This is a genomic window from Paenibacillus piri, from assembly GCF_004354045.1.
In the GTDB taxonomy this organism is placed as follows: Bacteria; Bacillota; Bacilli; order Paenibacillales; family NBRC-103111; genus Paenibacillus_S; species Paenibacillus_S piri.
On sequence record NZ_SMRT01000002.1, the window covers coordinates 548,009 to 571,969 of the forward strand.

Annotated in this window: 19 protein-coding genes and 1 pseudogene; 17 read left to right on the plus strand and 3 right to left on the minus strand. The window is 54.0% G+C overall.

What is annotated here, in order from left to right; genetic code table 11:
* Positions 1-72: 72 nt before the first annotated feature.
* Positions 73-1,197, plus strand: coding sequence for a carboxypeptidase-like regulatory domain-containing protein (locus E1757_RS07325; protein WP_165971991.1), 1,125 nt, complete (start codon positions 73-75; stop codon positions 1,195-1,197).
* Positions 1,198-1,271: 74 nt separating this feature from the next.
* Here the strand turns inward: E1757_RS07325 and E1757_RS07330 are convergent, their stop codons facing one another.
* Both E1757_RS07330 and E1757_RS07335 read right to left on the minus strand, forming a co-directional pair.
* Complete coding sequence (locus E1757_RS07330; protein WP_133226206.1) at positions 1,272-3,446, minus strand: DNA topoisomerase III; 2,175 nt, start codon at positions 3,444-3,446, stop codon at positions 1,272-1,274.
* A 266-nt stretch (positions 3,447-3,712) separates the two neighbouring features.
* Positions 3,713-4,570 carry an AraC family transcriptional regulator gene (locus tag E1757_RS07335; RefSeq protein WP_133226208.1) on the minus strand — a complete coding sequence of 286 codons (858 nt, stop codon included), beginning with the start codon at positions 4,568-4,570 and terminating at the stop codon, positions 3,713-3,715.
* A gap of 133 nt (positions 4,571-4,703) precedes the next feature.
* Here E1757_RS07335 and E1757_RS07340 point away from each other — a divergent pair, with 133 nt between their 5' ends.
* The 16 genes and pseudogenes from E1757_RS07340 to E1757_RS07415 form a co-directional block, all read left to right on the plus strand.
* Positions 4,704-5,705 (plus strand): Gfo/Idh/MocA family protein, encoded by a 1,002-nt coding sequence (locus E1757_RS07340; protein ID WP_133226210.1) that lies wholly within the window; start codon positions 4,704-4,706, stop codon positions 5,703-5,705.
* Positions 5,706-5,732: 27 nt separating this feature from the next.
* Positions 5,733-6,668 carry an aldo/keto reductase gene (locus E1757_RS07345; RefSeq protein WP_133226212.1) on the plus strand — a complete coding sequence of 312 codons (936 nt, stop codon included), beginning with the start codon at positions 5,733-5,735 and terminating at the stop codon, positions 6,666-6,668.
* Between the two features lie 305 nt (positions 6,669-6,973).
* Positions 6,974-8,566, plus strand: coding sequence for a response regulator transcription factor (locus tag E1757_RS07350; RefSeq protein ID WP_165971992.1), 1,593 nt, complete (start codon positions 6,974-6,976; stop codon positions 8,564-8,566).
* Between the two features lie 8 nt (positions 8,567-8,574).
* The gene (locus E1757_RS07355) at positions 8,575-10,353 is read left to right on the plus strand and encodes a sensor histidine kinase (protein WP_133226216.1); all 1,779 of its coding nucleotides are present in this window, start codon (positions 8,575-8,577) and stop codon (positions 10,351-10,353) included.
* Between the two features lie 889 nt (positions 10,354-11,242).
* Positions 11,243-12,106 carry an ABC transporter permease gene (locus E1757_RS07360; RefSeq protein WP_181956623.1) on the plus strand — a complete coding sequence of 288 codons (864 nt, stop codon included), beginning with the start codon at positions 11,243-11,245 and terminating at the stop codon, positions 12,104-12,106.
* Entirely contained in the window at positions 12,100-12,960 is an 861-nt protein-coding gene (locus tag E1757_RS07365) for a carbohydrate ABC transporter permease (protein ID WP_133226218.1), read from the plus strand. Before E1757_RS07360 ends, E1757_RS07365 begins: the two co-directional genes overlap by 7 nt.
* 88 nt (positions 12,961-13,048) lie before the next feature.
* Positions 13,049-14,626: an extracellular solute-binding protein gene (locus E1757_RS07370; protein ID WP_133226220.1), complete on the plus strand. Its 1,578-nt coding sequence runs from the start codon at positions 13,049-13,051 to the stop codon at positions 14,624-14,626.
* Positions 14,627-14,666: 40 nt separating this feature from the next.
* Complete coding sequence (locus tag E1757_RS07375; protein ID WP_133226222.1) at positions 14,667-15,497, plus strand: phytanoyl-CoA dioxygenase family protein; 831 nt, start codon at positions 14,667-14,669, stop codon at positions 15,495-15,497.
* A 30-nt stretch (positions 15,498-15,527) separates the two neighbouring features.
* The gene (locus tag E1757_RS07380; protein ID WP_246079060.1) at positions 15,528-16,295 is read left to right on the plus strand and encodes an SDR family oxidoreductase; all 768 of its coding nucleotides are present in this window, start codon (positions 15,528-15,530) and stop codon (positions 16,293-16,295) included.
* 242 nt (positions 16,296-16,537) lie between these two features.
* Entirely contained in the window at positions 16,538-17,284 is a 747-nt protein-coding gene (locus E1757_RS07385; RefSeq protein ID WP_133226224.1) for a class I SAM-dependent methyltransferase, read from the plus strand.
* A gap of 28 nt (positions 17,285-17,312) precedes the next feature.
* Entirely contained in the window at positions 17,313-18,176 is an 864-nt protein-coding gene (locus E1757_RS07390; protein WP_133226226.1) for a carbon-nitrogen hydrolase family protein, read from the plus strand.
* Positions 18,177-18,200: 24 nt separating this feature from the next.
* On the plus strand, positions 18,201-18,881 hold the full coding sequence (locus tag E1757_RS07395) for a GNAT family N-acetyltransferase (protein ID WP_133226228.1): 681 nt from the start codon (positions 18,201-18,203) through the stop codon (positions 18,879-18,881).
* A gap of 76 nt (positions 18,882-18,957) precedes the next feature.
* Positions 18,958-19,584 carry a superoxide dismutase family protein gene (locus tag E1757_RS07400; protein ID WP_133226230.1) on the plus strand — a complete coding sequence of 209 codons (627 nt, stop codon included), beginning with the start codon at positions 18,958-18,960 and terminating at the stop codon, positions 19,582-19,584.
* Between the two features lie 146 nt (positions 19,585-19,730).
* A complete protein-coding gene (locus E1757_RS07405) occupies positions 19,731-20,801 on the plus strand; it encodes a DUF3900 domain-containing protein (RefSeq protein WP_133226232.1) in 1,071 nt (356 codons plus the stop codon).
* A gap of 96 nt (positions 20,802-20,897) precedes the next feature.
* Positions 20,898-21,407 carry a DinB family protein gene (locus E1757_RS07410; protein ID WP_133226234.1) on the plus strand — a complete coding sequence of 170 codons (510 nt, stop codon included), beginning with the start codon at positions 20,898-20,900 and terminating at the stop codon, positions 21,405-21,407.
* A 21-nt stretch (positions 21,408-21,428) separates the two neighbouring features.
* A pseudogene (locus E1757_RS07415) lies at positions 21,429-21,665 on the plus strand (5' nucleotidase, NT5C type); the annotation flags it as partial.
* Between the two features lie 563 nt (positions 21,666-22,228).
* On the opposite strand, the gene E1757_RS07420 reads toward E1757_RS07415, so the two are convergent.
* Positions 22,229-23,938, minus strand: a complete 1,710-nt coding sequence (locus E1757_RS07420; RefSeq protein ID WP_133226238.1) for a vWA domain-containing protein — start codon at positions 23,936-23,938, stop codon at positions 22,229-22,231.
* Positions 23,939-23,961: the final 23 nt, after the last annotated feature.

The following is a 23,961-nucleotide window of genomic DNA, read 5'->3' on the forward strand; positions in this document are numbered from 1 at the left end:
ATTTCGAACCTTTCAGGGCAGGACTTAATCCAAGTGCTGCCCTGTTTAATGTGAGGAAAGGAGCACATGATCATGAACAGACTATCCCAGTCCCTTGCATTGCTCATACTGACAGCATCATGCTTTACCGGCTGCACGGGACAGCTTTCCAAATCGGCGGCTCCGGCACCGACGCAGCCGCCAGAACGGCATAATGTTCGGCTTGAGCTTGACCAGCCGGCAATTTCATTGAAGCAGTGGAGAATGGACGGTTCCCATATGACCTCTGTGAACGGTAAGCTGCTGCTGGACGATCAGCCGGTTTCGAATGGCATTTTGCAGGCGTCCAATACGAAAAAAGACATTATAACCGGCGAAGACGGCTCGTTCAGGCTGACTGTCGACCAAAGCCTGCTAACCAACACAACATTGCAGGTCAAATCGCTTGACAAAGCGACGGTTTCCGGGAATTCACTCTCCGCCAATATGGCAAAGGATGTTCTTGCCGCTGCAACATCGGTCAGCGTTCATTACCCGATTCGAGTGAAAAAGGTAGAGGATGATCCCGGAGACTCCTCCAAGGTGAAGGTGCACGGACAAATCGTAGCCGGCGTCAATGATGTGGTTTCTTTCTTCCAGGTCGATAAATACCGGATCGGCGGGGTCGTGAAGGATTCGGAAGGCAAGCCGGTGCAAAATGCGGTAGTCTGGTTTGACCGGGACGAGGGCGAAGGGTTCGGGAAGTCGACACCGACAGACGAAAACGGAAATTACTCGATCTTTTATTTGCCCGAGGACGAGGAAACGAATATTACCGTCGTGCTGGGCACCACGAAATATACGCTGCCGGAAGGCAAGGTGTTCAGGATGCCCGAGAATACGAGCGTAGAGATCAATATTATGCTGCCTGGAGAAGGGACGGTTATCGATGACAAGCCGCCGACTTTGGTTGCCGTAACTTCACCGGGCGCCATGTATACCGGTGTGCTCGCAGGGCTCAATGTTCCTGAAGGGACGCCGTATACCGTCACGATTCCGGATAAGGAAGGGAACTTCGTCGTGACTGTCGCCAAGCAAATTTGGGAGAAGAAGCCGGCATTCTTCGAGACCAAAGTGTCCAAATTTGTGCAGCAGGGCAAGCTGACCTGGGGCGACACACTGCCGCCCGACTTCGTGCAGCCCGGCGTCGAAGATCCGAAGGTCGTCACGCCCATTTAGCCGGGTATTCCGTCATAATACGTTAAGAAGCCGGCCCTTTCCGGAATGGGCCGGCTTCTTGCTTGAACGCAATCTTAATTTTCTTTTTGCTTTTGCAGCGCCGCTTTGAGCGCTTCTTCCAAGCTGGAGCCGATGGATGCATTGTCGCTGTACTGCTTGATCAACTGGTCTGACTGCCGCTTCGCGGCTTTACCGCCTGCCCGCGGTCCGTCGTTCAGCATTTCGATTACATTGCAAGAGCGGCATTGCGCATAATTTCCGGCTTTACCCGTATGAATCTCCATTTTTTTATGGCATTGCGGACACCGTTTATTGGACAGCTGCGGTTCCGCCGCACGTTTGTAGCTGCAGCTGCGGTCGATGCAAACAAGCATTTTGCCTCGCTTGCCTTTGATCTCCTGCAAGTTTTTGCCACATTCGGGGCATTTCGAATGCGTCAGGTTATGCGGCTTGTATTCGACGTCGCTTTGCTTGATCAGCCGGACCATCTCAGTCGTTTGCGCGCGGATCGTCTTCATGAATTCGTTCACGCTGCCTTTGCCTTTCGCAATCCGCTCCAGCTCCAGCTCCCATTTTGCTGTCAGCTCGGGCGAACGCAGCGCCGGCACCACGAGCTCGATAAGCTGGGCGCCTTTACCCGTCGGCTGCAGGACGTTCATCTTTCGCTCGATCGTATCGGTGGACAGCAGCTTCTCGATTATATCCGCGCGGGTGGCCGGCGTACCGAGACTGTGCTTCTCCATCACGGACAGCAGCGATGCCTCCGAATATCGCGCGGGCGGCTTGGTCGCGTGCTTTTCCAGGCTGCATCGAGCTTCGCGGAGCTCGTCGCCAAGCTTCAGCGCCGGCAGCGATTGGGTGCCGTGCAGCTCATCCTCCGCTAGAGCGCCGTCCTCGTCATTCGATGGGTCAAAACCGGCAGCTGCAGCGGATGACTCGTGTCCGCCGTATACAGCTTTCCATCCGGCATCCTTCGTAACGCGCCCTTTGGCGTGAAAGCTTTCGCCGGCAAGCTCAACGGTGACGGCGGTTTCGTCATACCGGAAGACCGGATAAAAAAGCGCGATAAACCGGCGCGCGATCAGGTCGTACAGCTTGCGCTCGTCCGCGCTTAACGTATGGAGCAGCGGAGCCTGCTCCGTCGGAATGATCGCATGGTGGTCCGACACCTTGCTGTCGTCGGCGATCCGCTTGGTGACGGCCAGCGGCTTGCGGAGCAGCGGCTTAACGAGGGCGGCGTACGGCTGCACGCTGATGCTATCCAGCCTTCCCTTCAGCGTCGGAACCATGTCCGAGGTTAAGTAACGGGAATCCGTTCTCGGATAGGTGACCAGCTTATGCTGCTCGTACAGCCGCTGCAGCACATTGGATGTCTGCTTCGCGGAAAACCCGTACTTGCGGTTTGCGTCCCGCTGCAGCTCGGTCAAATCATAAGCAAGCGGCTGCGGTTCGGTTTTCTCGGTTACCTTGAGCTGCGTTACAATGCCTTTCGCGCCCTGCAGCTTCGTCAGCAGCGCATCCGCCTCGGCTTTGTCGAACAGCCGCCCGTCCGGATGGCGTTTGCCGCGCCACATCGCCTGAAAGCCGCCGAGCTGCGCCTTGAGCAGCCAATAGTCTTTGGACTGAAACGCCCGGATCTCCTGCTCGCGATCCATCATCATCGCCAAAGTCGGCGTCTGGACTCTGCCGGCAGCGAGCTGCGCGTTATATTTGGTGGTCAACGCGCGCGTCACGTTCAAGCCGATCAGCCAATCGGCTTCGGCCCGGCACACGGCGGATTGAAACAAGCTGTCATAATCGCGTCCGGTCCTCAGCTTGGCGAAGCCGTCGAGGATCGCCTTGTCGGTCTGGGAAGAAATCCACAGACGCTGGAACGGCTTACGCCAGCGGATCAGCTCCATAATCCAGCGGGCGACCAACTCGCCCTCGCGGCCGGCATCAGTCGCGATAATCAGCTTATCCAGATCGCCGCGTTGAGCCAGCTGGGAGATGGCCCGGAACTGCGGCGTCGTTTCCTTGATGATTTTCAGCTTCATCCGTTCGGGCAGCAGCGGCAAATCCCCGAGCTCCCATGTTTTATATTTCGTGTCGTAATCCTCGGGCTCAGCCAGCGTCACCAAATGGCCCAACGCCCAGGTGACCACATAGCCCGGTCCTTCGATGAAATGCTTTGATTTTTGATGACAGCCCAGCACGCGTGCAATTTCTTTGGCGACGCTCGGCTTTTCGGCTAATACGAGTGATTTCATAGCGACTCCTTACGATAAATTGGTTTTGGGACAGGGCGGCGGGATTCCTTCGCGCTCCGGTTCCATATAGCATACAGATTACGTCAAAATACCGCTCCTGTCCATGCCGGACGATGGCCGCGTACGCAGATTACTTAATGTCAGAAATTATGCGCAGCCTATTTCTGTGGATCGGAGGTTCCCGCGAAAGTAAGATCAAGAGTCGCATGCACTCTTGATGAAACCCGGTGAACACGGGTTAGCGGAATCCGCTTCAGAGCTTCATTTCACTTCTGAGGGACTTTGTTCTTTTTCCAATATAGCTCGCGGTATTCGGAAGGCGTCATGCCCTCCTGCTCAAGGAACTTTTTATTGAAATAGCTTGTGCTCGGATAACCGGAGTCCAGGGCGATTTGCCGGATTGTCAGCTCACTTTTTTCAAGCAGCCATTGTTTGGCCGTCTGCAGCCGGCACAGTGTCACGAAAGTCATCGGCGTCATCTGGACCGCCTTGCGGAACAGCTTGCAAAAATAATACGTGCTCACTTTCGCCTGCGCGGCCCAATAATCAAGCTCGAACGGCTTGCAGGCATCGTGCTGGATCAGAGGGAGCAGCTGAAGAATACGGCTGGTCGTATCCTCGCTTTTGCTGGATGATAACGGCTCGGCCTGATTGACGAATTCCGCGATAACGGCGTAAGTCAGCGTGGACATCCGCGTCAATTGGTAAAAGGAATGCTCCTCCGCCTCCAGCAGCAGTTCATCGTACGCCTGAACCAGCGGCTTTAATTGGCGAACCGTCCACAGATGGGAACGGTGCAGCCCACTTTCCAGCAAATAATCTTTCACTTTGGAGCCGTAGAAATGAAGCCATCGCACCTCCCACGGGTCTTCCTGGCTGGAATAGTACCGCTGAGGCTGCAGCGGGAAATACAAAAATGCGTCGCCGGCCTGAAGACTGTAGGTTTGATGATCCGCCTCCAAAAATCCTTTCCCCTTCACGACAAGGTGCAGGCTGAAGTTATTCAGGGCGTTCGCCTGACGATTCACGGAATGCTCCGGAACGTCCTTATACCAGCCGACCGACTCGGGCAAACAAAAAAACGCATGATCGGTCAACGTTGGAAGAAGCCGCTGTCTCTGCATGTTCGGTCCAACTCCCCTTGAGAACAATATTGTTATAGGTTGGTGCAAAAAGCTTCTATATTCATATTAAAATTTGTTATCTATAATAGCAATATAGTCTTAATAAATCTAGCGATAAGGAGCTGTAATTGGAATGGAGCAACGGAAAGTGCGATGGGGAATACTCGGATGCGCGGGTATCGCCAAGAGGGCGGTTATCCCCGGAACTCAACAATCGGAGACGGGCGTCGTCGCGGCCATTGCCAGCCGGGACGAAAGCAAGGCGAAGCAAACGGCGCAGGAATTGAACATCCCGATAGCCTACGGAAGCTACGAGGCGCTGTTGAACGACGACAGCCTCGATGCGATCTACATACCTTTGCCGAATCATCTGCATAAGGAATGGACCATCAAGGCGGCGGAAGCCGGCAAGCATGTGCTCTGCGAAAAGCCGGTCGGCCTGAACGCCGCGGAGGCGGAAGAAATGAAGGCGGCTTGTGCCAAGGCGGGCGTCAAGTTTGCGGAGGCGTTCATGTACCGCCATCATCCCCGTTATGCGATGATCAAAGAGATAATCAAATCCGGCGAAATCGGACAAATCCGCGGCATTCACGGAGCGTTTACGTTTAACAGCGCGAATAACCCGAACAATGTCCGCTTCCATAGCTTTATGGGCGGCGGCTCCCTGTACGATGTCGGCGTTTACCCGATCAGCGCGGCCCGGTTTATTCTCGAGCAGGAGCCTGAGGCGGCTACGGTGCATGCATTTTTTTCACCGGAGCATGACGATGTCGATATGATGGCTTCCGGTCTGCTGGAATTCCCGAATCATGTCGCTTTAACGTTCGACTGCGGGATGTGGGCGGCAGGACGCAACGTGCTGGAGGTGCTTGGCACGGACGGGCGGATCGAGCTTCCTTGCGCTTATGTGTCGCGGCAGAACGAGGAGGATCATTTCTTTGTCACCGCAAAAGGCGAACGCAGAGAAGTGAAGGTGCCTTATGTGAACCAGTATGCGCTGCAGGCTGACGATTTCGGACGCAGCATTCTGAACGGAACGGAGCCGTTGTTCGACGGTTCGGATTCCATTCTGAATATGAAAGTTATCGATGCATGCCTCAAATCCGCCAAAGAACGCGTTCGCGTCGTTCTTTAAATCATATTTAAAAGGAGTGCTGAAACGATGAAAACGATTCGTATCCAAGGCTTGGATAAACCGGTTAGCCATCTGATTCAAGGTTCGGACTTTTTTACACATGACGTATACGACAAAGTATGCAGCGTGCTGGATCAATTTCTGGCATTGGGCGGCAATACGATCGACACGGCGTTTATTTATCGCGGGGGACAGAGCGAGGAAACGATCGGTAAATGGATGAAGGAGCGCGGCAACCGCGACAATGTCGTTATTTTGACCAAAGGCGCTCACCATAACGCAGACGGTCCACGCGTCACTAAACAAGACATCGACAGTGATTTGGCAACGAGTCTTCAACGGCTGCAGACCGATTACGTCGATTTGTACGCATTGCATCGCGATGATGTGAATATACCGGTGAGGGTAATCATGGACGCATTGAACGAGCACATTCGCGCCGGCCGCATCTTGGCGATCGGTGCGTCCAACTGGACGCACCAGCGGCTTCAGGAAGCGAACGATTACGCGGCGGCCAACGGTCTGACCGGGTTTACGTTCAGCAGCCCGAACCTGAGCTTGGCCAAGCCGAACGAAGCGCGCTGGGCGGGCTGCATCTCCGCCGACGCCGAAACGCTCGCCTGGCACGAGAAGACGCAGCTCCCGCTGCTGTCCTGGTCTTCGCAGGCGGGGGGCTTCTTCACCGGCAATTTTGCTCCCGACAAGCGCGACAACGCAGAAATGGTTCGCGTCTATTACAGCGACGCCAACTGGGAACGTCTGCGCCGCGCCGAGGAGCTGGCAAAGCAAAAGGGCGTTACGCCGATTCAGATCGCGTTGGCGTACGTCTTGAACCAGCCGTTCCCGAGCGCCGCATTAGTCGGAGCGCAAAATAAAACCGAGCAGGAATCATGCCTTGAGGGCTCGCAAATTAAATTATCTAAAGAGGAAGTGCAGTGGCTGGAAAACATTCAGCTCGTATAAGGCCGATAACGCATAGAATGGCCGCATACTGTCCTGCATTTTGAATCGCACGGGGATTTATCGTCCCGTCATATCAACGCCAGCCTTCACGGTCAGCCGCTTATGGAGCGGTTTGATCGTAAAGGCTGGCTTTTTTTAATTCATTTGGATTTTCGTACTTTTTCACAGCATTACTGTATAGGTACCGGTATTTGACTTGTGATAAGATGAATGCAAACCGTATTGAAAGCGCTTGCCTGCACAATATGTTTTTTGAAACCATAAAGGCAATTAAAAATATAATGATGCCAGGGGGAGATCCGTCCATGTTTATGCCAATTAATCCTTTGGCGGTGCTCGTTGTGGACGACGAGCTGCCGCTGCGCGAAGAACTGAGATTATTTCCATGGTCCGCCTGCAATGCCGAGCTGGCCGGCGAAGCGGAAAACGGGGAAGAAGCGCTGGAGCTGTGCCGCAAGCTGTCGCCGGATGTTGTCATTACCGATATCACGATGCCGGTGATGGACGGGATGGAGCTGTTTAGAAATATAAAGCGCGAGTTTCCGCTGACACAGGTCATTTTGCTCACATGCCACAGCGACTTCGATTATGCCCGGGATGCGGTCAAATTAGGCGCATTGGAATATCTTGTGAAAATTTCACTGCTCGATTCAGAGCTGGAGCAGGCGCTGGATCGCGCGCGGCAAGCGATTGACCGCGACCGGAATTACCGGCGCAGCGAAACGGATAAACAGCGCTGGAAGCTATCCGGGCTGCTCCGGCAGCTCGCCGATAGCAAGGGAGCAGGACCACGTGCGACAGGAGAGGCGACGGCAGTGAGTGCGCTCAAAGAGGCTGCGCTCCCGATAGTTGCAGCCTGGAAGCTTCCGCCCCCGTTTCGAGTGGCGCGTGTCCATGTCAACGCCGGGGCGGAAAATGAAATTTACGTGCACCATGAGCTGCAGGTCATATTCAGCGAATGGGAGCAGGCTGCGCAACTAATATTGCGGTGGATCCCGCTCGGTAATACGGATTATTTGCTGTTGTTCCGATCTGCATCGGACGAGTCAGACCTTGTGCGGCAGATGGGAAGCACGCTGGAGGAGCTGCAGGCCGAATTGGACCGGCGGCTCTCCTATGTCAGCGAAGCAGTCCGTTTATTCGCCGCCGTCAGCAGCCCGCTCGAAGACGGAGGGGCTCTGCTCGATGTTATCGGCGTCATCCGGGTTCCGCAGTCTGCGGATTTTTACGACAGCAGCGGAGCCGTATACCGCAGCGGCGTGCCGGAGACGACGGATGCGCCCGTTATATCCGTGCAGGAAAAAGATAAGATGCTGGCCCGATTGCGGAAAGCGGCGGTTTCCGGCAGAGACGGACTGAGCTCCTTTGTCCGCAGCGAGCTGACCGATTGGGCGGCGATAGCCCGTCCCGAGCCTGATGAGCTGAAACGGTGGCTCTTGCAGGCGGCCAAGGAGTTGAACGACGGGGCAAAGGACGACGACTTGGACAAAAGGCGGAGCAAGCTGCTTCTGTCCCGCACAATGGCCGAGCTGACATCCGCTTTCGTCCGGGAGCTGGAGGCGGCTGACGGCGTAAAGAGCAAGTGCCGCAAGGAGGTTGCGGTGGCCAAACTGCTGATTGCCGAACGACTGGCAGAGCCGTTGACGCTCACGCTTATTTCCGATGAGGTCGGCCTTAGCTCGTTTTATTTGAGCCGCTTGTTCCGGGAAGAAGTCGGAGAGTCGTTCAATGAATACGTTACGCGGCTTAGGATCGATAAAGCGATTCACCTGCTGCAAACGACACATTTGAAAGTATATGAGGTCGCCGAGCAGGTAGGCATTCCAAGCTACCGGTATTTTTCCGTCTTATTCCGCAATCGTACGGGCGTCGCCCCGACCGATTTCAAGAAAGGTTGAAACGCGCTATGAAACGGGTAACAGGATGGCTTAAAGGGCGCAGCATCGCAATTAAACATTTTTTATTTTTGTTTGCGGGCTCGCTGATTTTATTCGGCCTGCTGGCGTGGAACAATTTGCAGGACGCCGAGCAGCTTTTCCGCAAGCAGGTGCTGTCGGATGCCCAGGTCATTATCGACCGGACCAATTTATACCTGGACGCTTATCTGGATAATGTGCAAAACATTTTGCTGCTGCTTTCGACGCGCGAAGATTTGCTGGATCAGGGGATGGAGCAGGAAGCGAGCGCTGCGCTGCGCAAATATGCGGAGATTAACGGCACCTTGTACAAAACGATGTATTTGGTGCGGGCGGATGGGAAAGCGATGTCCAATACGCAGGTTTATTTGGACATTATCGGCAATCCGCATTTGTCCAAGCTGTACAGACAAGCGCAAAGCAACTACGGCATTATGATCAGCGAGCCGTACGATTCGCCTCTATCCGGCAAGACTGTCGCTTTCTCGCTGCCGATCACGGCACAGTCGGGCGGTAAGGTCAAAGGAGTGGCGATCATCGAGGTCGATTTGATCCGTTTGACGAATATGCTGGCGCAGTTTATGAATACGCGCAATCAAACCTTTTCGATCATTACCAGCAAAAACAACATCGTGAATGCGTTCGACGCCAGCTGGCCGCTTTATTATTACGCCCTGCTGCCTTATAATACGTCGGTTTTTCCGCCGGAATTGAAAGCGGATTTTGTAACCCGAATCGGCGATCTGCCGGTCGGCATCACCGAGCTGAACGGGGCCAAAGGAAAAATGGTTGCCGTCAAATCGGGCATGAACAAGCTTGGCTGGTATTTTATCGCATTTATCGAGGACGGTTTTTTTTATCAAAATATTATTAGCCTGTATAACAACTACAAAACGGCCGCTTTGGTATGGGTCGTTATATTGCTGATCAGCTCGTACATGATGAGCCGCTATGTGACGCATCCGGTACGAACCTTGGTCGCCAAGATGGACCGCGTCCGCGACATGGAGGTACTGCCGAGCATTTCCGTCCAGCGCGAGGACGAGATCGGACGGCTGGCCAAAAGCTACAACGCCATGATGGAGCGGATTCACCATTTGCTTACGGAGACGAAAGAGATGGAAATGCGCAAAAACCAATACGAGCTGAAAATGCTGCAGAGCCAGATTGCTCCCCATTTTTTATACAATACGCTTGCGTGCATCAGCAGTCTTGCCAAACAGCACAAGATCGATGCGGTCCGGGAAACGATACGCGCTTTGGTAGGCTTGCTGTCTTTTAGCTTCGATAAAAGCACCGAGTTTGTCACCTTGGAGGAAGAGCTGGAAGGACTCCGTATGTATGCCCATATTCAGACGGTCCGTTACGGCGATAAATTTGAGCTGGACATCGACGTCGCCCCGGAAGCGCTGCATTGCAAAATATTGAAGCTGACGCTGCAGCCGCTGGTCGAAAATGCAATCTTTCACGGTCTGGCGCCTCAGAAGGCGAAGGGCCTCATCCGCATCCGCGCGTATACGCGGAAGGGCAGGCTAATGATCGTTATCCGCGACAACGGGCTCGGTATGAGCTCCGAGCAGTTGGAGAGCGTATTTACGGAAAGGAGAAAGGCGCCCAGCAAGCACCGGTTTACCGGGATCGGCATCATGAACGTGCAGGAGCGCATCCGTCTTCATTTCGGCGCCGAATACGGCTTGAGCATAGCAAGCCTGCCCCAGGTCGGGACGCTTATCCGAATCGGTCTGCCGGCAGCGGCTCTATACGATTAAAGCGGTTACAAAAATTGATACAATTTTCGCAAGATCACTGTATATATCGATAAGAAAGCGCTTGCTATACTTAATGTATCTCCCCCGGGTTGCCGCCTTCATACACCTGATTGTCCTGTCAGGAGGAAGGAAGTATTCCTTAGATGCATATGTGTAGAAGCGTTTTCGTCTTTCCAGGACGCCTTTATCGCTAAATTTTACGCCGCATACCACCCGCAAAGTGTGTCCCGCAGGGACGAAAACGCTGCAAGTACATCCGTTTCAAAGGAACGCCAACGTACGTGATCCCCCAGCCCTTAACGGGTGTCCAGAGGGCGGAGCCCTCGGGGCCCTCCCTGCAGGGAGGGTTTGGGAGGGTAAGAGCCCGTGGGGTTTGGGAGGGTAAAACCCGGTACGCCAACCGTAAAGTGTGTCCCACAGGGACGGAAACGCTGCAAGTACATCCGTTTCAAAGGAACACCAACGTACGTGATCCCCCAGCCCTTAACGGGTGTCCAGAGGGCGGAGCCCTCGGGGCCCTCCCTATAGGGAGGGTTTGGGAGGGTAAAAGCCCGTGGGGTTTGGGAGGGTAAAAGCCCGTGGGGTTTGGGTGGGTAAAAGCCGGTACACCAACCGTAAAGTGTGTCCCGTAGGGACGAAAACGCTGCAACCACATCCGTTTCAAAGGAACGCGAACGTACGTGATCCCCCAGCCCTTTACGGGTGTCCAGAGGGCGGAGCCCTTGGGGCCCTCCCTATAGGGAGGGTTTGGGAGGGTAAGAGCCATACCAAAAGGAGCGTGAACATAATTAAGCGGGAATTAGCTGTAGAAAACATATCAGTCAAGCATAAAGAGTCCAGATACAAGCTCGTTGGTAAAACGATATGGGCTTTCAGAGCCTTTTACCTGATGCTGCTGCCGGGGGTCGCGTATTATATTTTGTTTCGCTATGTGCCGATGTACGGCGTCATCATCGCATTCAAAGAGTTTAATATGCTGGAAGGGATCGTCAGCAGTCCGTGGGCGGACCCGTGGTACAAGCATTTTCAAACCTTTTTTAATTCGCCCTATTTTTCCCAGCTGATGATCAATACATGTCTGATTTCTTTGTACAAATTAATTTTCGGCATGCTGCCCCCGATTGTTATGGCGCTCCTGCTGAACGAATGCCGGGTCCGCTGGTTCAGGACGATGATTCAGACCTTGACGTATATGCCGCATTTTTTGTCATGGGTGATCATTTATGGGATTCTCATCGCGCTGTTCTCGCAAAGCTCGGGACTGTTCAATCGCTGGCTCGTTGAAAGCGGGGGAACGTCGATCGGCTTTCTGACGTCACTCGATTATTTCCGGGGCATTCTGGTCGGGTCCGAAATTTGGAAGGACCTCGGCTGGGGAGCGATCATTTACTTGGCGGCCATGACGGGCATCGACCCGACGCTTTACGAGGCGGCCAGAGTGGACGGGGCCAGCCGTCTGCGCATGATGTGGCATATAACGCTGCCGGGCATCCGCAATGTCATCGTCCTGCTGTTCATTTTAAAGCTCGGTACCATTATGGATGCCGGATTCGATCAAATCTACATTTTGTACAATATTCAAGTTTATCAAGTCGCAGATATTTTGGATACGTGGGTGTTCCGTACCGGTCTGCAGCAGCTGAATTTCAGCATGGGAGCGGCCGTCGGCTTGTTCAAATCGGCGATCGGGTTCGTGCTCGTGCTGGGCTCCAACCATCTGTCCAAGAAATGGGGGGATGAAGGAATATGGTAAAAGGATTCGAGGATCGTCTTGTAAATACAATCGTCTATGCAGTGCTTGCGATTGCCGGCTTATCGGCCGTCTTCCCACTTATGTATGTCGTTTCCGTCTCCATCACACCATTTGCGGAGGTTTTGAAAAACGGCGGTTTTATCCTCATTCCGAAATCCGTCACGTTCACCGCTTACCAGAAGCTGTTTACCGAATCGAATATTCCGCAGGCATTTTGGATCACGCTGTTCATTACCGTAGTCGGAACGGTTATCAACCTGATATTGACCGCTCTGATGGCGTATCCGCTCAGCCGCAAAAAACTGCCGGGCCGCAAAGCGTTTCTGCTGCTCGTCGTATTTACGATGCTGTTCAGCGGGGGCATCATTCCGACTTATTTGATCGTAAAATCGCTGGGGCTGATCGATTCGGTCTGGTCGATGATTTTGCCGAATGCGGTGTGGAGCTTTAATGTACTTGTGATGAAAAGCTTTTTTGAACATCTTCCCGAAGAATTGTTCGAGTCGGCAAAAATGGACGGGGCGAAAGAATTCCGGATTTTGCTGCAAATCGTCATTCCGCTATCCGTACCTTCTCTGCTAACTATTGGCTTGTTTTATTTGGTCGGCCATTGGAACGAATTTTTTCAGGCTGTCATGTATGTGACCGACCGCACTTTGTTCCCGCTTCAGGTGGTGATCCGGGAAATTTTGATGCTCACGCAGCAGCCGCTGGAAAATGCGGAAAACATGCTTCCTACCGAGACGATGCAGATGGCTTCCGTCGTCATTGCGAGCTTGCCGGTGATCGTCGTCTATCCGTTTATCCAAAAGCATTTTACTAAAGGAATGCTGCTTGGTTCGGTAAAAGGTTGAACGACGGGGCTGCCGCTCCGGACTGCAGCCGGGGCCAAGGCGCCGCTTCAATATACAGCTTCAATATAAACGAAAGAAGGGGATTTGAATGAGGCAAGTAAAAGCACTTACGCTTTCGATGGCGTTACTGATGGTTGGGGGCGCAATGCTGGCGGGCTGCGGCGGTTCGGGCGGCGGTACGGCAGGGGGGACAACAACTCCGGCTCCGGCACCCCCCGCGTCGGGACAGCCGGCCAAAGACGCTCCGGCAGCGGCCAAAACCGCTGGTCCGGTCAAATTGAACATCATCGAGACCGGCAACGGACTGCCTTCGCCCGATCAGGACATTATTAAGCAGGAGCTGGACAAAGCTCTCGGCACCGACTTGAATTTAACGGTATACGCCTCCAACGACGATTACAAAAATCAGCTGAACGTGCGCATGGCATCGGCGAACTTCCCCGATCTGTTTGCCGTCGACAGGCAGCAGCTGAAGCAGTTTTCCGAGCAGGGGCTGCTGCTGGATTTGACGCCCTATATGGATAAATTGAAGCCGGTAAAAGATTTTACCGGAGAGGACAGCCTGAAGAAGGGGACGATGAACGGCAAGGTATACGCGATCGCCAAATCTTCGCAAATTCCTTACGATACGTATTTTATCCGCAAGGACTGGCTCGACAAGCTGGGCATGAAAATGCCGACGACCACCGACGAGCTGCTTGAAGTGGCCAAAGCGTTTACGGATAAGGATCCGGACGGCAACGGCAAAAAAGATACGTTCGGCATTACCGGCGGCAGGCTCGGCGCTTTTTACACCGTCTTCGGAGCGTATGGCATCGGCTTTGACGCAGGGGCCCCGAGTCTGTACGTGAAGGACAACAAGCTGGTCAACGCGCTGTACGATTCGGGCATGAAGGATGCGCTGGCGTTTATTAGGAAGCTGACCGATTCCGGCGCGGTCGATCCCGAATTAATGGCGAACTCCGGACTGCAGCATCAGCAAAAGGCCATCAAAGGGCAAGCCGGCATCATTTACATTGACTGGCCGAACATGACGAAAGATCAGTTCGTCGAGCAGATTAAAGCGGTCAATCCGAAGGCGGAGTGGGTTCAGATCGAGACGTTAAAAGGACCGGGCGGACTCAAAAACGCCAGTGCATGGGATATCGGCAAAACGCCGGGTCTGTATGCGATTCCGAAGGCGCTGGAGAAAAACCCGGAAAAGCTGCAAAAAGTATTCGAGCTGCTGAATTACGTTTCCGGCAAGGATGGCTCATTGCTGGTGCAGTACGGTATAAAAGGCAAGCATTACAACCTCGAAGGCGGCAAAGTGATGCCTACCGATCTGATGGGCAAGGAAGGCGGTTATTTCTGGTTGTATCAATTTACGGGCCGGCCGGAAATGGAATATTTGCAGGTGAAGTTCGCGAAGCAGACGCCTTACATCGAATTTGCCAACAAACAGCCAAGAATCCAGGCGCTCAACGGTTTTGTCGACTATCCGAACGGCTATAACGCGGCGGATGCGGGACGGTATATCGAAGAGGAGCTGGCCAAATTTATTTACGGCAAACGACCGCTCAGCGAGTACGACAGCTTTCTGAAGACGTTGGAAGGCTCGATGAATTACAAGGCTTACATGGATGCCGCCGAAAAACAGCTGAAAGATCTTGGTTATTTAAAATAGGAACGCAATGCATTGATCCGTAAACAAGGAGTGGATAAATATGAGTTCCGGGGACTTGAATATTGCCGAATTAATGACACAGTTTCATGAGCAAGGTTATTTACTCCTCCCGAACGTGCTGCCGGAGGCCAAGGTGGAGCGTCTGAACGCAGCCGTCGACGAGATTGTCGCAGAAGAGCCGGATGCGTTGGCGCATAACATTTACAATAGTGTGGAAAGGCACGGGGAGATCGCATCGTTGATTGATGAACCGACGATTTTGCCGCTGATCGTAAATTTGCTCGGCTTCAACATCCAGCTCCATATTTCCCATCTTACGATCCGCAAGCCGAATCCGCAGGACTTAAAGACCGAGTCGCAAAGCTTTATAAACTGGCATCAGGACGGACCGCACCCGCAGTTTCCGAGCATGAACGGAATTACGTCAACCTACTACATTAAGACTTGTTATATATTAAGCGATATGTCCGAGCCGGACCGCGGCAATACGAAAATCATCCCGGGCTCGCACAACAAGCCGTTCCATCCCGACCATCAGGATGTCCGCAATTCCGTACGGGGAGAGCTGCAAGTGTGCGGCAAGCCGGGCGATGTGTTTATTTTCGCGCAAAATCTATGGCATGCAGGTGCACCAAACCGGTCGGATTTCACCCGCCGACAGCTGTTTCTCGGCTATAGCCCGATTTGGATGCGTCCGATCGATTACCGCATCGCATCGGAGAAGCTGTTGAGGGATGCAACCCCGATCCGCAAGCAGCTGCTTGGCGTCATTGACGATAATCCGTTTAAATATTACGTTCCGCAGGAATCTATGGTACCCTTGAAGGAGCTGTATTTGGGCGCTGCCGGAAACGGCGGGTACGCGCATTAAAGTTCAAGCGGATAGGGTGGGAAGATGGATATGCAAGCAATGAACAAGACAGGCAAATGCGCCGGGAAGCTTGCTCTCGTTACCGGCGGTTCTCGCGGATTGGGCCGCTGGATTTGTATCGAGCTGGCACGTCAGGGCGCGTTTGTCGCCGTCAATTATGCGAACAGCGAAATTGATGCGGAAGAGACGGTACGGCTCATCGCGGGGGAAGGCGGTACGGCCCGGGCTTTCCGCGCCGATATTACAGACGAAGACGAAGTGGAGCGGCTCGTGGAAGACGTTCGGCAAACGTTCGGCCGGACAGTTGATGTGCTGGTCAACAACGCGACCGGACCGCAGCCGATGCTGCCGATCGAGGAGGAGACATGGGCCACGTATTCGGCTCAGCTTCAGTTTTTCGTGAAAGCGCCGCTGCTGTTGGTCAAAGCCGTCCTGCCGGGAATGAAGGCAAAAACGGCGGGCAGCATCGTCAACATTGGCAGCGAGGTCGTACAGCTGGGCAACGAGCGGTTTTCCAGTTACGTGACCGCGAAATCGGCGATGATCGGGATGACCCGGTCATGGGCCAACGAGCTGGGACCGCAGGGCATCCGCGTCAATCTGGTCGCACCCGGCTGGATTCCAGTGGAACGGCATGCGGGAGCGGACACCGGGGGCTATCAGAGTACGGTGCCGCTTAAGCATATGGGAGAGCCGTACGATATTGCCGCGGCGGTATCCTTTCTCGCTTCGGACGAAGCGAAGTTCATTACCGGACAATGTTTGTCCGTCAATGGCGGCAAGACGAACGGAATTTAATCGTTCCAGCGGCAGTCCGTAACCAGTCAGGATCGGATTGTTCGAAAAACGGGCAGACGTTAGCCGCCGCCCATCGCGAGCCTTTGCGAGCTTACTTATCGGGTAAGCCTGCAAAGGCTTATTGGTGCGAGCCTTGACGTCGTTTCATCAGGTCAAGCATGGTCTTATTCGCATAATGATGGTATACTATCTGCACGAAAACTGTATGGAACGAGTAACGGAAAAGAGAGCTGATAGCGGAGATGAACCCTCGCGAGCTGTTTGGCGATATCGATATTTATTTGTTCGATCAGCTGTTGAAAGGCAGGATTACGCCTGAGAAGCGCATCCTGGACGCAGGCTGCGGCAACGGCCGCAACCTGGTCTACTTTTTGCGCAGCGGCTACAAGGTGTACGCGGTCGACCGCTCGGAGGAAGCAGTCGCCGGCGTCCGGCGGCTGGGGGCCAAGCTGGCGCCGGACTGGTCGGATGAGCGGGTCCGTGTCGAGCCGGTTGATAAAATGAGCTTTGCCAACGACAGTTTTGACGTCGTCATCTGTAATGCGGTGCTCCATTTTGCCGAACACGAGGCGCATTTTATACAGATGGTGCAAGAGCTGTGGCGGGTGCTGCGTCCGGGCGGGCTGCTGTTCGCAAGGCTGGCGTCTTCGATCGGCATCGAGGATAAGGTGGAACCGCTCGGCGCTTCGCGTTACAGGCTTCCGGACGGGAGTGAGCGGTTTCTCGTCGACGAGGAGCGGCTTGTGAAAATGACGGAGAAGCTGCAGGGCATGATGCTGGAGCCGCTTAAGACCGTCAATGTGGAGAACATGAGATGCATGACGACCTGGTGCTTGAAAAAGCCGCATATTTTGTTTTTTGAACCGATCGAGGAGCAGCGGACGGAGAACAAACCCATCGGGCTGAGTCCGGAAAAGGAACCGGATACGGATCGTGTCGATCAGGACGCGGCTGACCGTTGTATTCAAGAAATCAGGAGGCAACAGTAAATCGGTTGAACGATCAGGAGGAAATCGCATGAAGCTTCGAGTATCGGCAGTCCAGTATCATTTGCATACCATCAAAAGCTTTGAGGAATTTGCTGCGCAGGTCATCCATTATGTGAAAACCGCAGAGGAATTTGAAACCGACTTTGTTCTGTTTCCCGAGCTGTTTACTACGCAATTAATGTCGATAGGCGGGGGAAAAAACGATCCCGGCGCGTTAACCATCGAAGAACTGCCGGCCTATACGGAGGCGTATAAGCAGCTGTTCGTTTCGTTGGCCCGGAGCACGGGCATTCATCTGATCGGCGGCACGCATATCGTCGAAGAGAACGGCCGCTTGTATAATACGGCTTTTTTGTTTTATCCGGACGGTACGATCGCGGAGCAGCGGAAGCTGCATATTACGCCGACGGAAGTGCACGGATGGAACATGGCCGCAGGCGACGGCTTGCAAGTATTCGATACGGCGAAAGGTCGGATCGCCATCCTCATCTGCTACGACATCGAGTTTCCGGAAATTGTGCGGATGGCGAGGGCGCGTGGGGCCGACGTTATTTTTTGCCCGTCCTGCACGGACGACCGGCACGGCTTTCACCGTGTCCGTTATACCTGTCATGCGCGCACGATTGAAAATCAAGTCTACGTGGTTACTACAGGGACAATCGGCTCTCTGCCGACGGTGGATTTCATGAGAGGCAATTACGGTCAGGCGGCCGTTATTACGCCGAACGACGTTCCGTTTCCTCCGGGAGGCGTGCTGGCTGCCGGCGAAATTAACCATGACATGGTGATTACCGCCGATTTGGATATCGGCCTGCTGCATCAGGTACGGGATAAAGGCTCCGTCACGACGTGGCGAGACCGCAGGACGGACCTGTACACCGATTGGAGCTGAACGTTCGTGACGGGAGGGAAACCGATGTCCGAAAGGCTATATTGCAAGGAGCAGTATATTTTTGATCAGGACCGCCCGATTCCGGCGCGAATCCGCTCTTATACGGAGAATGATTTCGCCGATCTTATCGATATTCAAAAGCAGAGCTTCCCGCCGCCTTTTCCTTCGGAGCTGTGGTGGAATGAAGAGCAGCTGAGCAACCATGTCTCCTTATTTCCGCAGGGGGCGCTGTGCGTTGAAATTGCGGGCAAGCCGGTCGCTTCGATTACAGGGCTGTTGGTTGACGTGGATCCAAAGCACGATGATCATACATGGGCTGACATGACGGATAACGGTTATATCCGCAGCCATAATCCGGCGGGCGACACACTGTATATCGTCGATATTTGCGCGCTCCCGGCTTACCGCAAGTTCGGGCTGGGCAAGCTGCTGATGCAATCGATGTACGAAGTGGTGGTCGCCCTGAAGTTAAAGCGGCTGCTGGGCGGAGGCCGGATGCCTGGCTATGGCAAACATGCGGATGCCATGACAGCCGGGCAGTATGCGGCCGCGGTTCTGGAAGGAAGGCTCAAGGATCCGGTGCTGACATTCCTGCTGCGCTGCGGGCGCACGCCGGTCAAGCTGGTGCATGGCTATCTCGAGGATGAAGAATCGCGGAACTACGCTATGCTGATGGAATGGCGCAATCCTTTTTTTAACGGCTGAGAGGGTTTAACTCTTTTTCCATTGGGTACAATGAAAGTTGTTAGCAAGTACCATTCACCCTATGGAGGAAAGAGTCATGAACAAATTTGCTGCACAAGGGGCCATCGCCCTTAGTTTTGCGCTGCTGTTCAGCGGATGCGAGTGGGGAATCCAGCCGACGGTCATCAGCCGCGGACCGGCTCATCAGCACTCTGCGGACAGTCCCGCGCCGGTCAGTCCTTCGACGTCCGTCGAAACGGCCAAAGAGCCGACGGTCGAATCCAAAAAGATCGACATCATTGACAGCAAGGGCGCCAAAATCGGCTCGGCTGTACTATCGCAAGCGGTTGAAGGGGTTAGGCTGCAGGTCGATGTATCCGGATTGACTCCGGGCAAGCATGGCATCCATATTCACCAGACAGGCGTATGCACGACACCGGATTTCAAATCCGCCGGAGAGCACTTTAACCCTGAAGGGAAAAAGCACGGCTTTGAAAATCCGGAAGGCTACCATGCAGGAGATCTTCTGAATTTGGAAGTCGGCTCCGACGGCAAAGCGAAGGCGGAATTCATCGACAAGAAAGTGACGCTGGTGAAAGACAAAGCGAACTCTTTGTTGAAGCCGGGCGGAACGGCTTTGGTGATTCATGAATCACCGGACGATTATAAGACTGACCCTGCCGGAAATTCCGGCGCGCGCATTGCCTGCGGCGTCATTATGTAGGCCGGTCCCGATTGCGACCAGCGAAGCATTGCCGCTTGTTTAATCCTGTGTTACGATGAAGGAACCCGCCTTGGAGGCTGTTTGACAGCGATGGGGCGGGTTTTTTGTTTTACTTCATCATGCATACATAGGGGAGCTTGTAAACAATGAAGTTCGAAGTGGAAGCTATTTCATTCTTTGTCATTCAAACCGATGACGGGGAGGGGCAGAGCGGCAAACGCTGCAAGCATTATCAAACGCTGGACGGGGACGACTATGCGGAAAGCGAGCTAAGCTCGTTTTTGGGCGGTGAGTTTTCCAAAATCGCCAAGCGAGCCGCCGAGCGCAATCCGAAGGCCGAGCAGGTGCCGACCAAAATCGGCCGCTTTGCCGTGGAGCCGGGCTACGATCTGGACAGCAATCCGAATTATAATTTATTTGCACGGCTGCGCGTGGCAGAGACGATGGACTTGTATACGGAGCATGCGGAAGCGCTGGCTCAAGCGTACATGGATACGGGAGCGATTCGCGGCGGGGCGCTGTTCGTCGTTCGGGCCAAGCACAGCAAGCTGTTTGACGAGCCGTTTATTTTCGTGCTGAAATGCGATTTCGAGCAAAAAATTGCCCGGATCACCGATGAGCGCAGCCTGTTAAACAAAGTTGAGATGGCCATTAACGCGAAAAATATGAAGTCGATCATGTATCCGCATATGCCCGAGGAAGGGATACTGGAACCGTGGGAGCTGAAAATCCACCAATCGTCGCACGCGCGCTATTTTGAAGATTTTTTGAAATATGTCGAGTACGAGAAATCGATGCCGGAAATGATGAATGAGCAGGTGCTCGGCTTCGTTCATGAATATATCGAGCAGGTGTATGAGGATAACCCGGAGGCGCGCGAGAAAGAAATGGAGGAAACGGAGCTGTGGGCCTGTGCCGAGCAGCGCGAGCTTCAGGAAAAATGGTCTCAAGAGCAAGTGCTGGAAGCTTCTTCCATCATGATTGAACAGAAGCCGGACATTGAAATGAAGCTGAAGCTCGGACATATGTCCGTCAAAGCGCTGCTTGCCGATTTCGGGGACATGCTGCACATTGCGAAGCTGGGCGAGAGATACGTCGTTCTCATCGAAGGAGAGGGGCTGATGTTCGACAAAGGCATTTTGCCTGTCGAGCTGCTGCAGCCGGAGCCGCTGGAGCATATTGTCGATAAGATCAGGCGCAAATCCGAAGAGGAATAATATTTATAAATGGAAAAATGAAGGAAATTTCGCATGCGGCATCGAATGCACTCATAGAACTTTTAACATCATATTGCGATATGGAGGAGAGGAAGAATGAGCGTAAGCGGACAAGGACTGGTTGAGCTGGTAAAAAAGAATTGGGTCGTCAAGCTGTCGGACATTCGCGACCGGATGATTGCGGCAGTCCGGCAGTTGTCCGACGAACAGGTGAACTGGCGTCCGAACGAGGAAAGCAACAGCATTGCGAACCTGATCGTGCATATTGAAGGAAACATCCATCAACGCATCGAATCCACGCTGCTTGGCGGCGAGGACCGTCGCGACCGGGATAGCGAGTTTGACAACGGCGTTCATGCGGGTGCGGAGGAGCTGATCCGCCGGCTGAATCAATCATTCGAGCTGCTGCTTCATACCGCCTCGACGGTGAGTGAAGAGCGGCTGTACGAGCTTGTGCCGGCTAGAGATAAGCAGGTAACGGTCTATGAGCTGCTGAGCCAGTGCGCCACTCATTTTTCGGAGCATTTGGGCCAAGTGCTTTATTTGGCGAAAATGCAGCTTGGCGACCGGTATATCACTTTGTCGATTCCAAAGAAAAAAAGCTGATCTTCCTTTACAGCCAAATATGAATGGCTTAAGGAGCATTTTCCCTTTATTCCGGATACGCATTTTGTCTTTTGCGGCGACAAAAGTATCATTCAGGCGGATTATTTGATCGATGACACGGTCAACCGTTTTCAACGTTTTGTCGGTCAAGGAATCTTGTTTACGGCGCAGTACAATATTCACGAGACAGGATATGTGAGGGTTCATAACTGGCAGGACGTATGGCGTTTTTTTATTCAGGATGGCAGCGGCGATTAACCACGTGCTGCGGCACGAACGTTTGCCGGAAACAGGCGCAAGTCAAGAAAATAACGAGATAGCGGACGGGCGGGCTATCCCCACGGTAGGCAAATTTACTGGCGGGGGAGCCTTTTTTGCTGACTAAAATGGGCAGGCTTTCGCCTCGGTCAAGAAGAAGGCTTTCCGATCAAGCCGTAAAAGAGTATTCATCCGTGCAGCGTATTTCGTCAAGGCGCTTCATCGCTGCGCTAAAGGACTGGGCACCCGCTATTTGCCGCGATTTGTTGCCTCTTAAATTCTGACTGACATGTGATACGCTATGGGGCAAGCCAATCGCTCATTCGGATCATTGCCGCTCCCTAAGTCCATTAGCTTTGAATAAACGATTCGTTTGAGCGCCATTAAGGACTCTGGAGTCTCTAGATTCAATGGTGCTGTCGATGGACTGAACGGTCATGCCCGGATCCTGCTTGCCAAACGAGGCCTTCGGGATTTCCGAAGGCCTCACGGCGTTGTGTCCGGCCGTACAGTTGCAGGCAAACCGCACGGCGGCATGAAGCCGCAGTCCGCGCACCTGCCGCTCATCGTTTGCGGAACACGTCGAGCAGCAGCTCTCCCTTATCCGCATCCTGGGCTTCCCAGGTGGCGGCGAACCGCACCTGGTGCGATACGCCCAATATGTCGTACCGGTTGACCAAGTGCCTGCGCGCGCTGCCGATAATGAGCGAGTGCAGCCGCACCTGCTTGCGCGCCCCGAGTTCGGCCAGCTGCTGCCGAACAGCCGCGCCGATGGTCCCGATGCCATCGGTGACCATGACGAAATCCGCATCCGCGAAGCGCGGCTGCGACTCCACAAGCTCGATGCCGCGCCGGATCGGCGCATCGAAGTGGGTGCCGCCGCCGAAGGCGAGCCGGCTGAGCGCGTAAAACGCGGGCCAGTCCGGCTTGCGCCAATACAGCGGCTGCTCGATGAGCTCGCCCCGCGCGCCGAACAAGAGCAGCACGAAGTCGCGGCGCTCCAGCAGGCTGAAGGCGGCGAACGTCGCCACAAAAATTTGCGCGATCCGCAGCTTGCTGCCGCGCATGGAATGAGACGTATCGAGCATGCACACCACCGGACCTTTTTGCGGTTCGTCGGTTGCGCCGGATACGTTGTAGGTCAACAGCTTGCGGTCCAGCCATTTGACCGCAAAATACATTTCATAGTCTTCGTCGGATAGAAGACTGGCTTCGCTGGCGAGCATGTGCGAGATGTCGCCGGACTGGCGGAGGTCGTCATACGCCTCAGGAATGTGGGGGGAACGCATTTTTTTGCGCTTCGCCTTCAGCTGCTGAACGTTGCGTCCGACCTCCTGCAAAAATGAAATCAGCTCGGGATGCCGCTTCAGCTTGTCGATCCATGCCAAGTAGTTGGCGAATTCCTGCCGGTGCAGCCGACCAAGATCGCTGCCCCATTGCCGGTTCGCAATACGCTGGCTGGCTTGCAGCAGCTCGTGCACGTCCAGACTTTCCCGATCCTCGCGGCTTAAGCTTTTCTTCAGCGAACGGTTCAGCCATTGGCCGAGCTGCTCCTCGAGCTGCCGAAATGTGTCGCGCTCCCGCTTCGTATGGCGTTCCAGCTGTCGTTTCCGCTGCTCCAGCTCGTTCTCCGCTTTTTTCAGCTTTTGCTTCGCTTTGTCCCGCCTCATGAAGTCGGTGCGCATCTCATCCTGGTACTCCTGTATACGTTCCTTCAGCCTTACGATTTCCGCTTCGACCAGAGGCCTCGAGTCGAGTCCGGCCTGCTGCTCCTCGACGCGCTGCTTGCCCTGCTGCAGCGTATAGCCGACCAGCTTCAGCCGCTCGATCTGCTTTTCCGACAAGCGCTCGTTGATTTGCGGATTTTCCTGCCCCTGCATCGGACGTTTTTCGTTCAAGCCGGCGCTGATCAACTGCTCATCCTGCTTGCGCTGCCGAACTTCTTCGGCATAGCTCTCCGTCAGCCACATCAACGCTTTCAGAGCGGTTTTGAAGGATGCGTTGACTTCGCCTATCGTTCTTGGATGAATCGACCGGTAAAAAAACTGCTTTCGCAGCTGACCGATCAGCCAGCGGTGGAAGGGAGCGGCCTCCTTGGACCGATCGACCTCCGGCTGCGGCAAATAAAAGCACATGAAAAAATCGGCAAACAGCTCCACCGAAAACCAGGCTGCTGCTGATTGCGCCTCGCGAATCCACTCCTGGGCCGTGCGGGAGGAATGGACATAACCGTCGAACACATATCGGTCGATTCGCGCACATTGGATCATCATATTCGTTCACCGCCGGCAAAATG

Excerpts from the sequence above, each read along its gene's own strand:
- E1757_RS07345 (WP_133226212.1), top strand. The coding sequence starts at position 5,733 with ATGAAAACGATTCGTATCCAAGGCTTGGATAAACCGGTTAGCCATCTG.
- E1757_RS07405 (WP_133226232.1), top strand. The coding sequence starts at position 19,731 with ATGAAGTTCGAAGTGGAAGCTATTTCATTCTTTGTCATTCAAACCGAT.
- E1757_RS07360 (WP_181956623.1), top strand. The coding sequence starts at position 11,243 with ATGCTGCTGCCGGGGGTCGCGTATTATATTTTGTTTCGCTATGTGCCG.
- E1757_RS07350 (WP_165971992.1), top strand. The coding sequence starts at position 6,974 with ATGTTTATGCCAATTAATCCTTTGGCGGTGCTCGTTGTGGACGACGAG.
- E1757_RS07390 (WP_133226226.1), top strand. The coding sequence starts at position 17,313 with ATGAAGCTTCGAGTATCGGCAGTCCAGTATCATTTGCATACCATCAAA.
- E1757_RS07410 (WP_133226234.1), top strand. The coding sequence starts at position 20,898 with ATGAGCGTAAGCGGACAAGGACTGGTTGAGCTGGTAAAAAAGAATTGG.
- E1757_RS07375 (WP_133226222.1), top strand. The coding sequence starts at position 14,667 with ATGAGTTCCGGGGACTTGAATATTGCCGAATTAATGACACAGTTTCAT.
- E1757_RS07365 (WP_133226218.1), top strand. The coding sequence starts at position 12,100 with ATGGTAAAAGGATTCGAGGATCGTCTTGTAAATACAATCGTCTATGCA.
- E1757_RS07340 (WP_133226210.1), top strand. The coding sequence starts at position 4,704 with ATGGAGCAACGGAAAGTGCGATGGGGAATACTCGGATGCGCGGGTATC.
- E1757_RS07420 (WP_133226238.1), bottom strand. The coding sequence starts at position 23,938 with ATGATGATCCAATGTGCGCGAATCGACCGATATGTGTTCGACGGTTAT.
- E1757_RS07380 (WP_246079060.1), top strand. The coding sequence starts at position 15,528 with ATGCAAGCAATGAACAAGACAGGCAAATGCGCCGGGAAGCTTGCTCTC.
- E1757_RS07325 (WP_165971991.1), top strand. The coding sequence starts at position 73 with ATGAACAGACTATCCCAGTCCCTTGCATTGCTCATACTGACAGCATCA.
- E1757_RS07335 (WP_133226208.1), bottom strand. The coding sequence starts at position 4,570 with ATGCAGAGACAGCGGCTTCTTCCAACGTTGACCGATCATGCGTTTTTT.
- E1757_RS07385 (WP_133226224.1), top strand. The coding sequence starts at position 16,538 with ATGAACCCTCGCGAGCTGTTTGGCGATATCGATATTTATTTGTTCGAT.
- E1757_RS07400 (WP_133226230.1), top strand. The coding sequence starts at position 18,958 with ATGAACAAATTTGCTGCACAAGGGGCCATCGCCCTTAGTTTTGCGCTG.
- E1757_RS07355 (WP_133226216.1), top strand. The coding sequence starts at position 8,575 with ATGAAACGGGTAACAGGATGGCTTAAAGGGCGCAGCATCGCAATTAAA.
- E1757_RS07330 (WP_133226206.1), bottom strand. The coding sequence starts at position 3,446 with ATGAAATCACTCGTATTAGCCGAAAAGCCGAGCGTCGCCAAAGAAATT.
- E1757_RS07395 (WP_133226228.1), top strand. The coding sequence starts at position 18,201 with ATGTCCGAAAGGCTATATTGCAAGGAGCAGTATATTTTTGATCAGGAC.
- E1757_RS07370 (WP_133226220.1), top strand. The coding sequence starts at position 13,049 with ATGAGGCAAGTAAAAGCACTTACGCTTTCGATGGCGTTACTGATGGTT.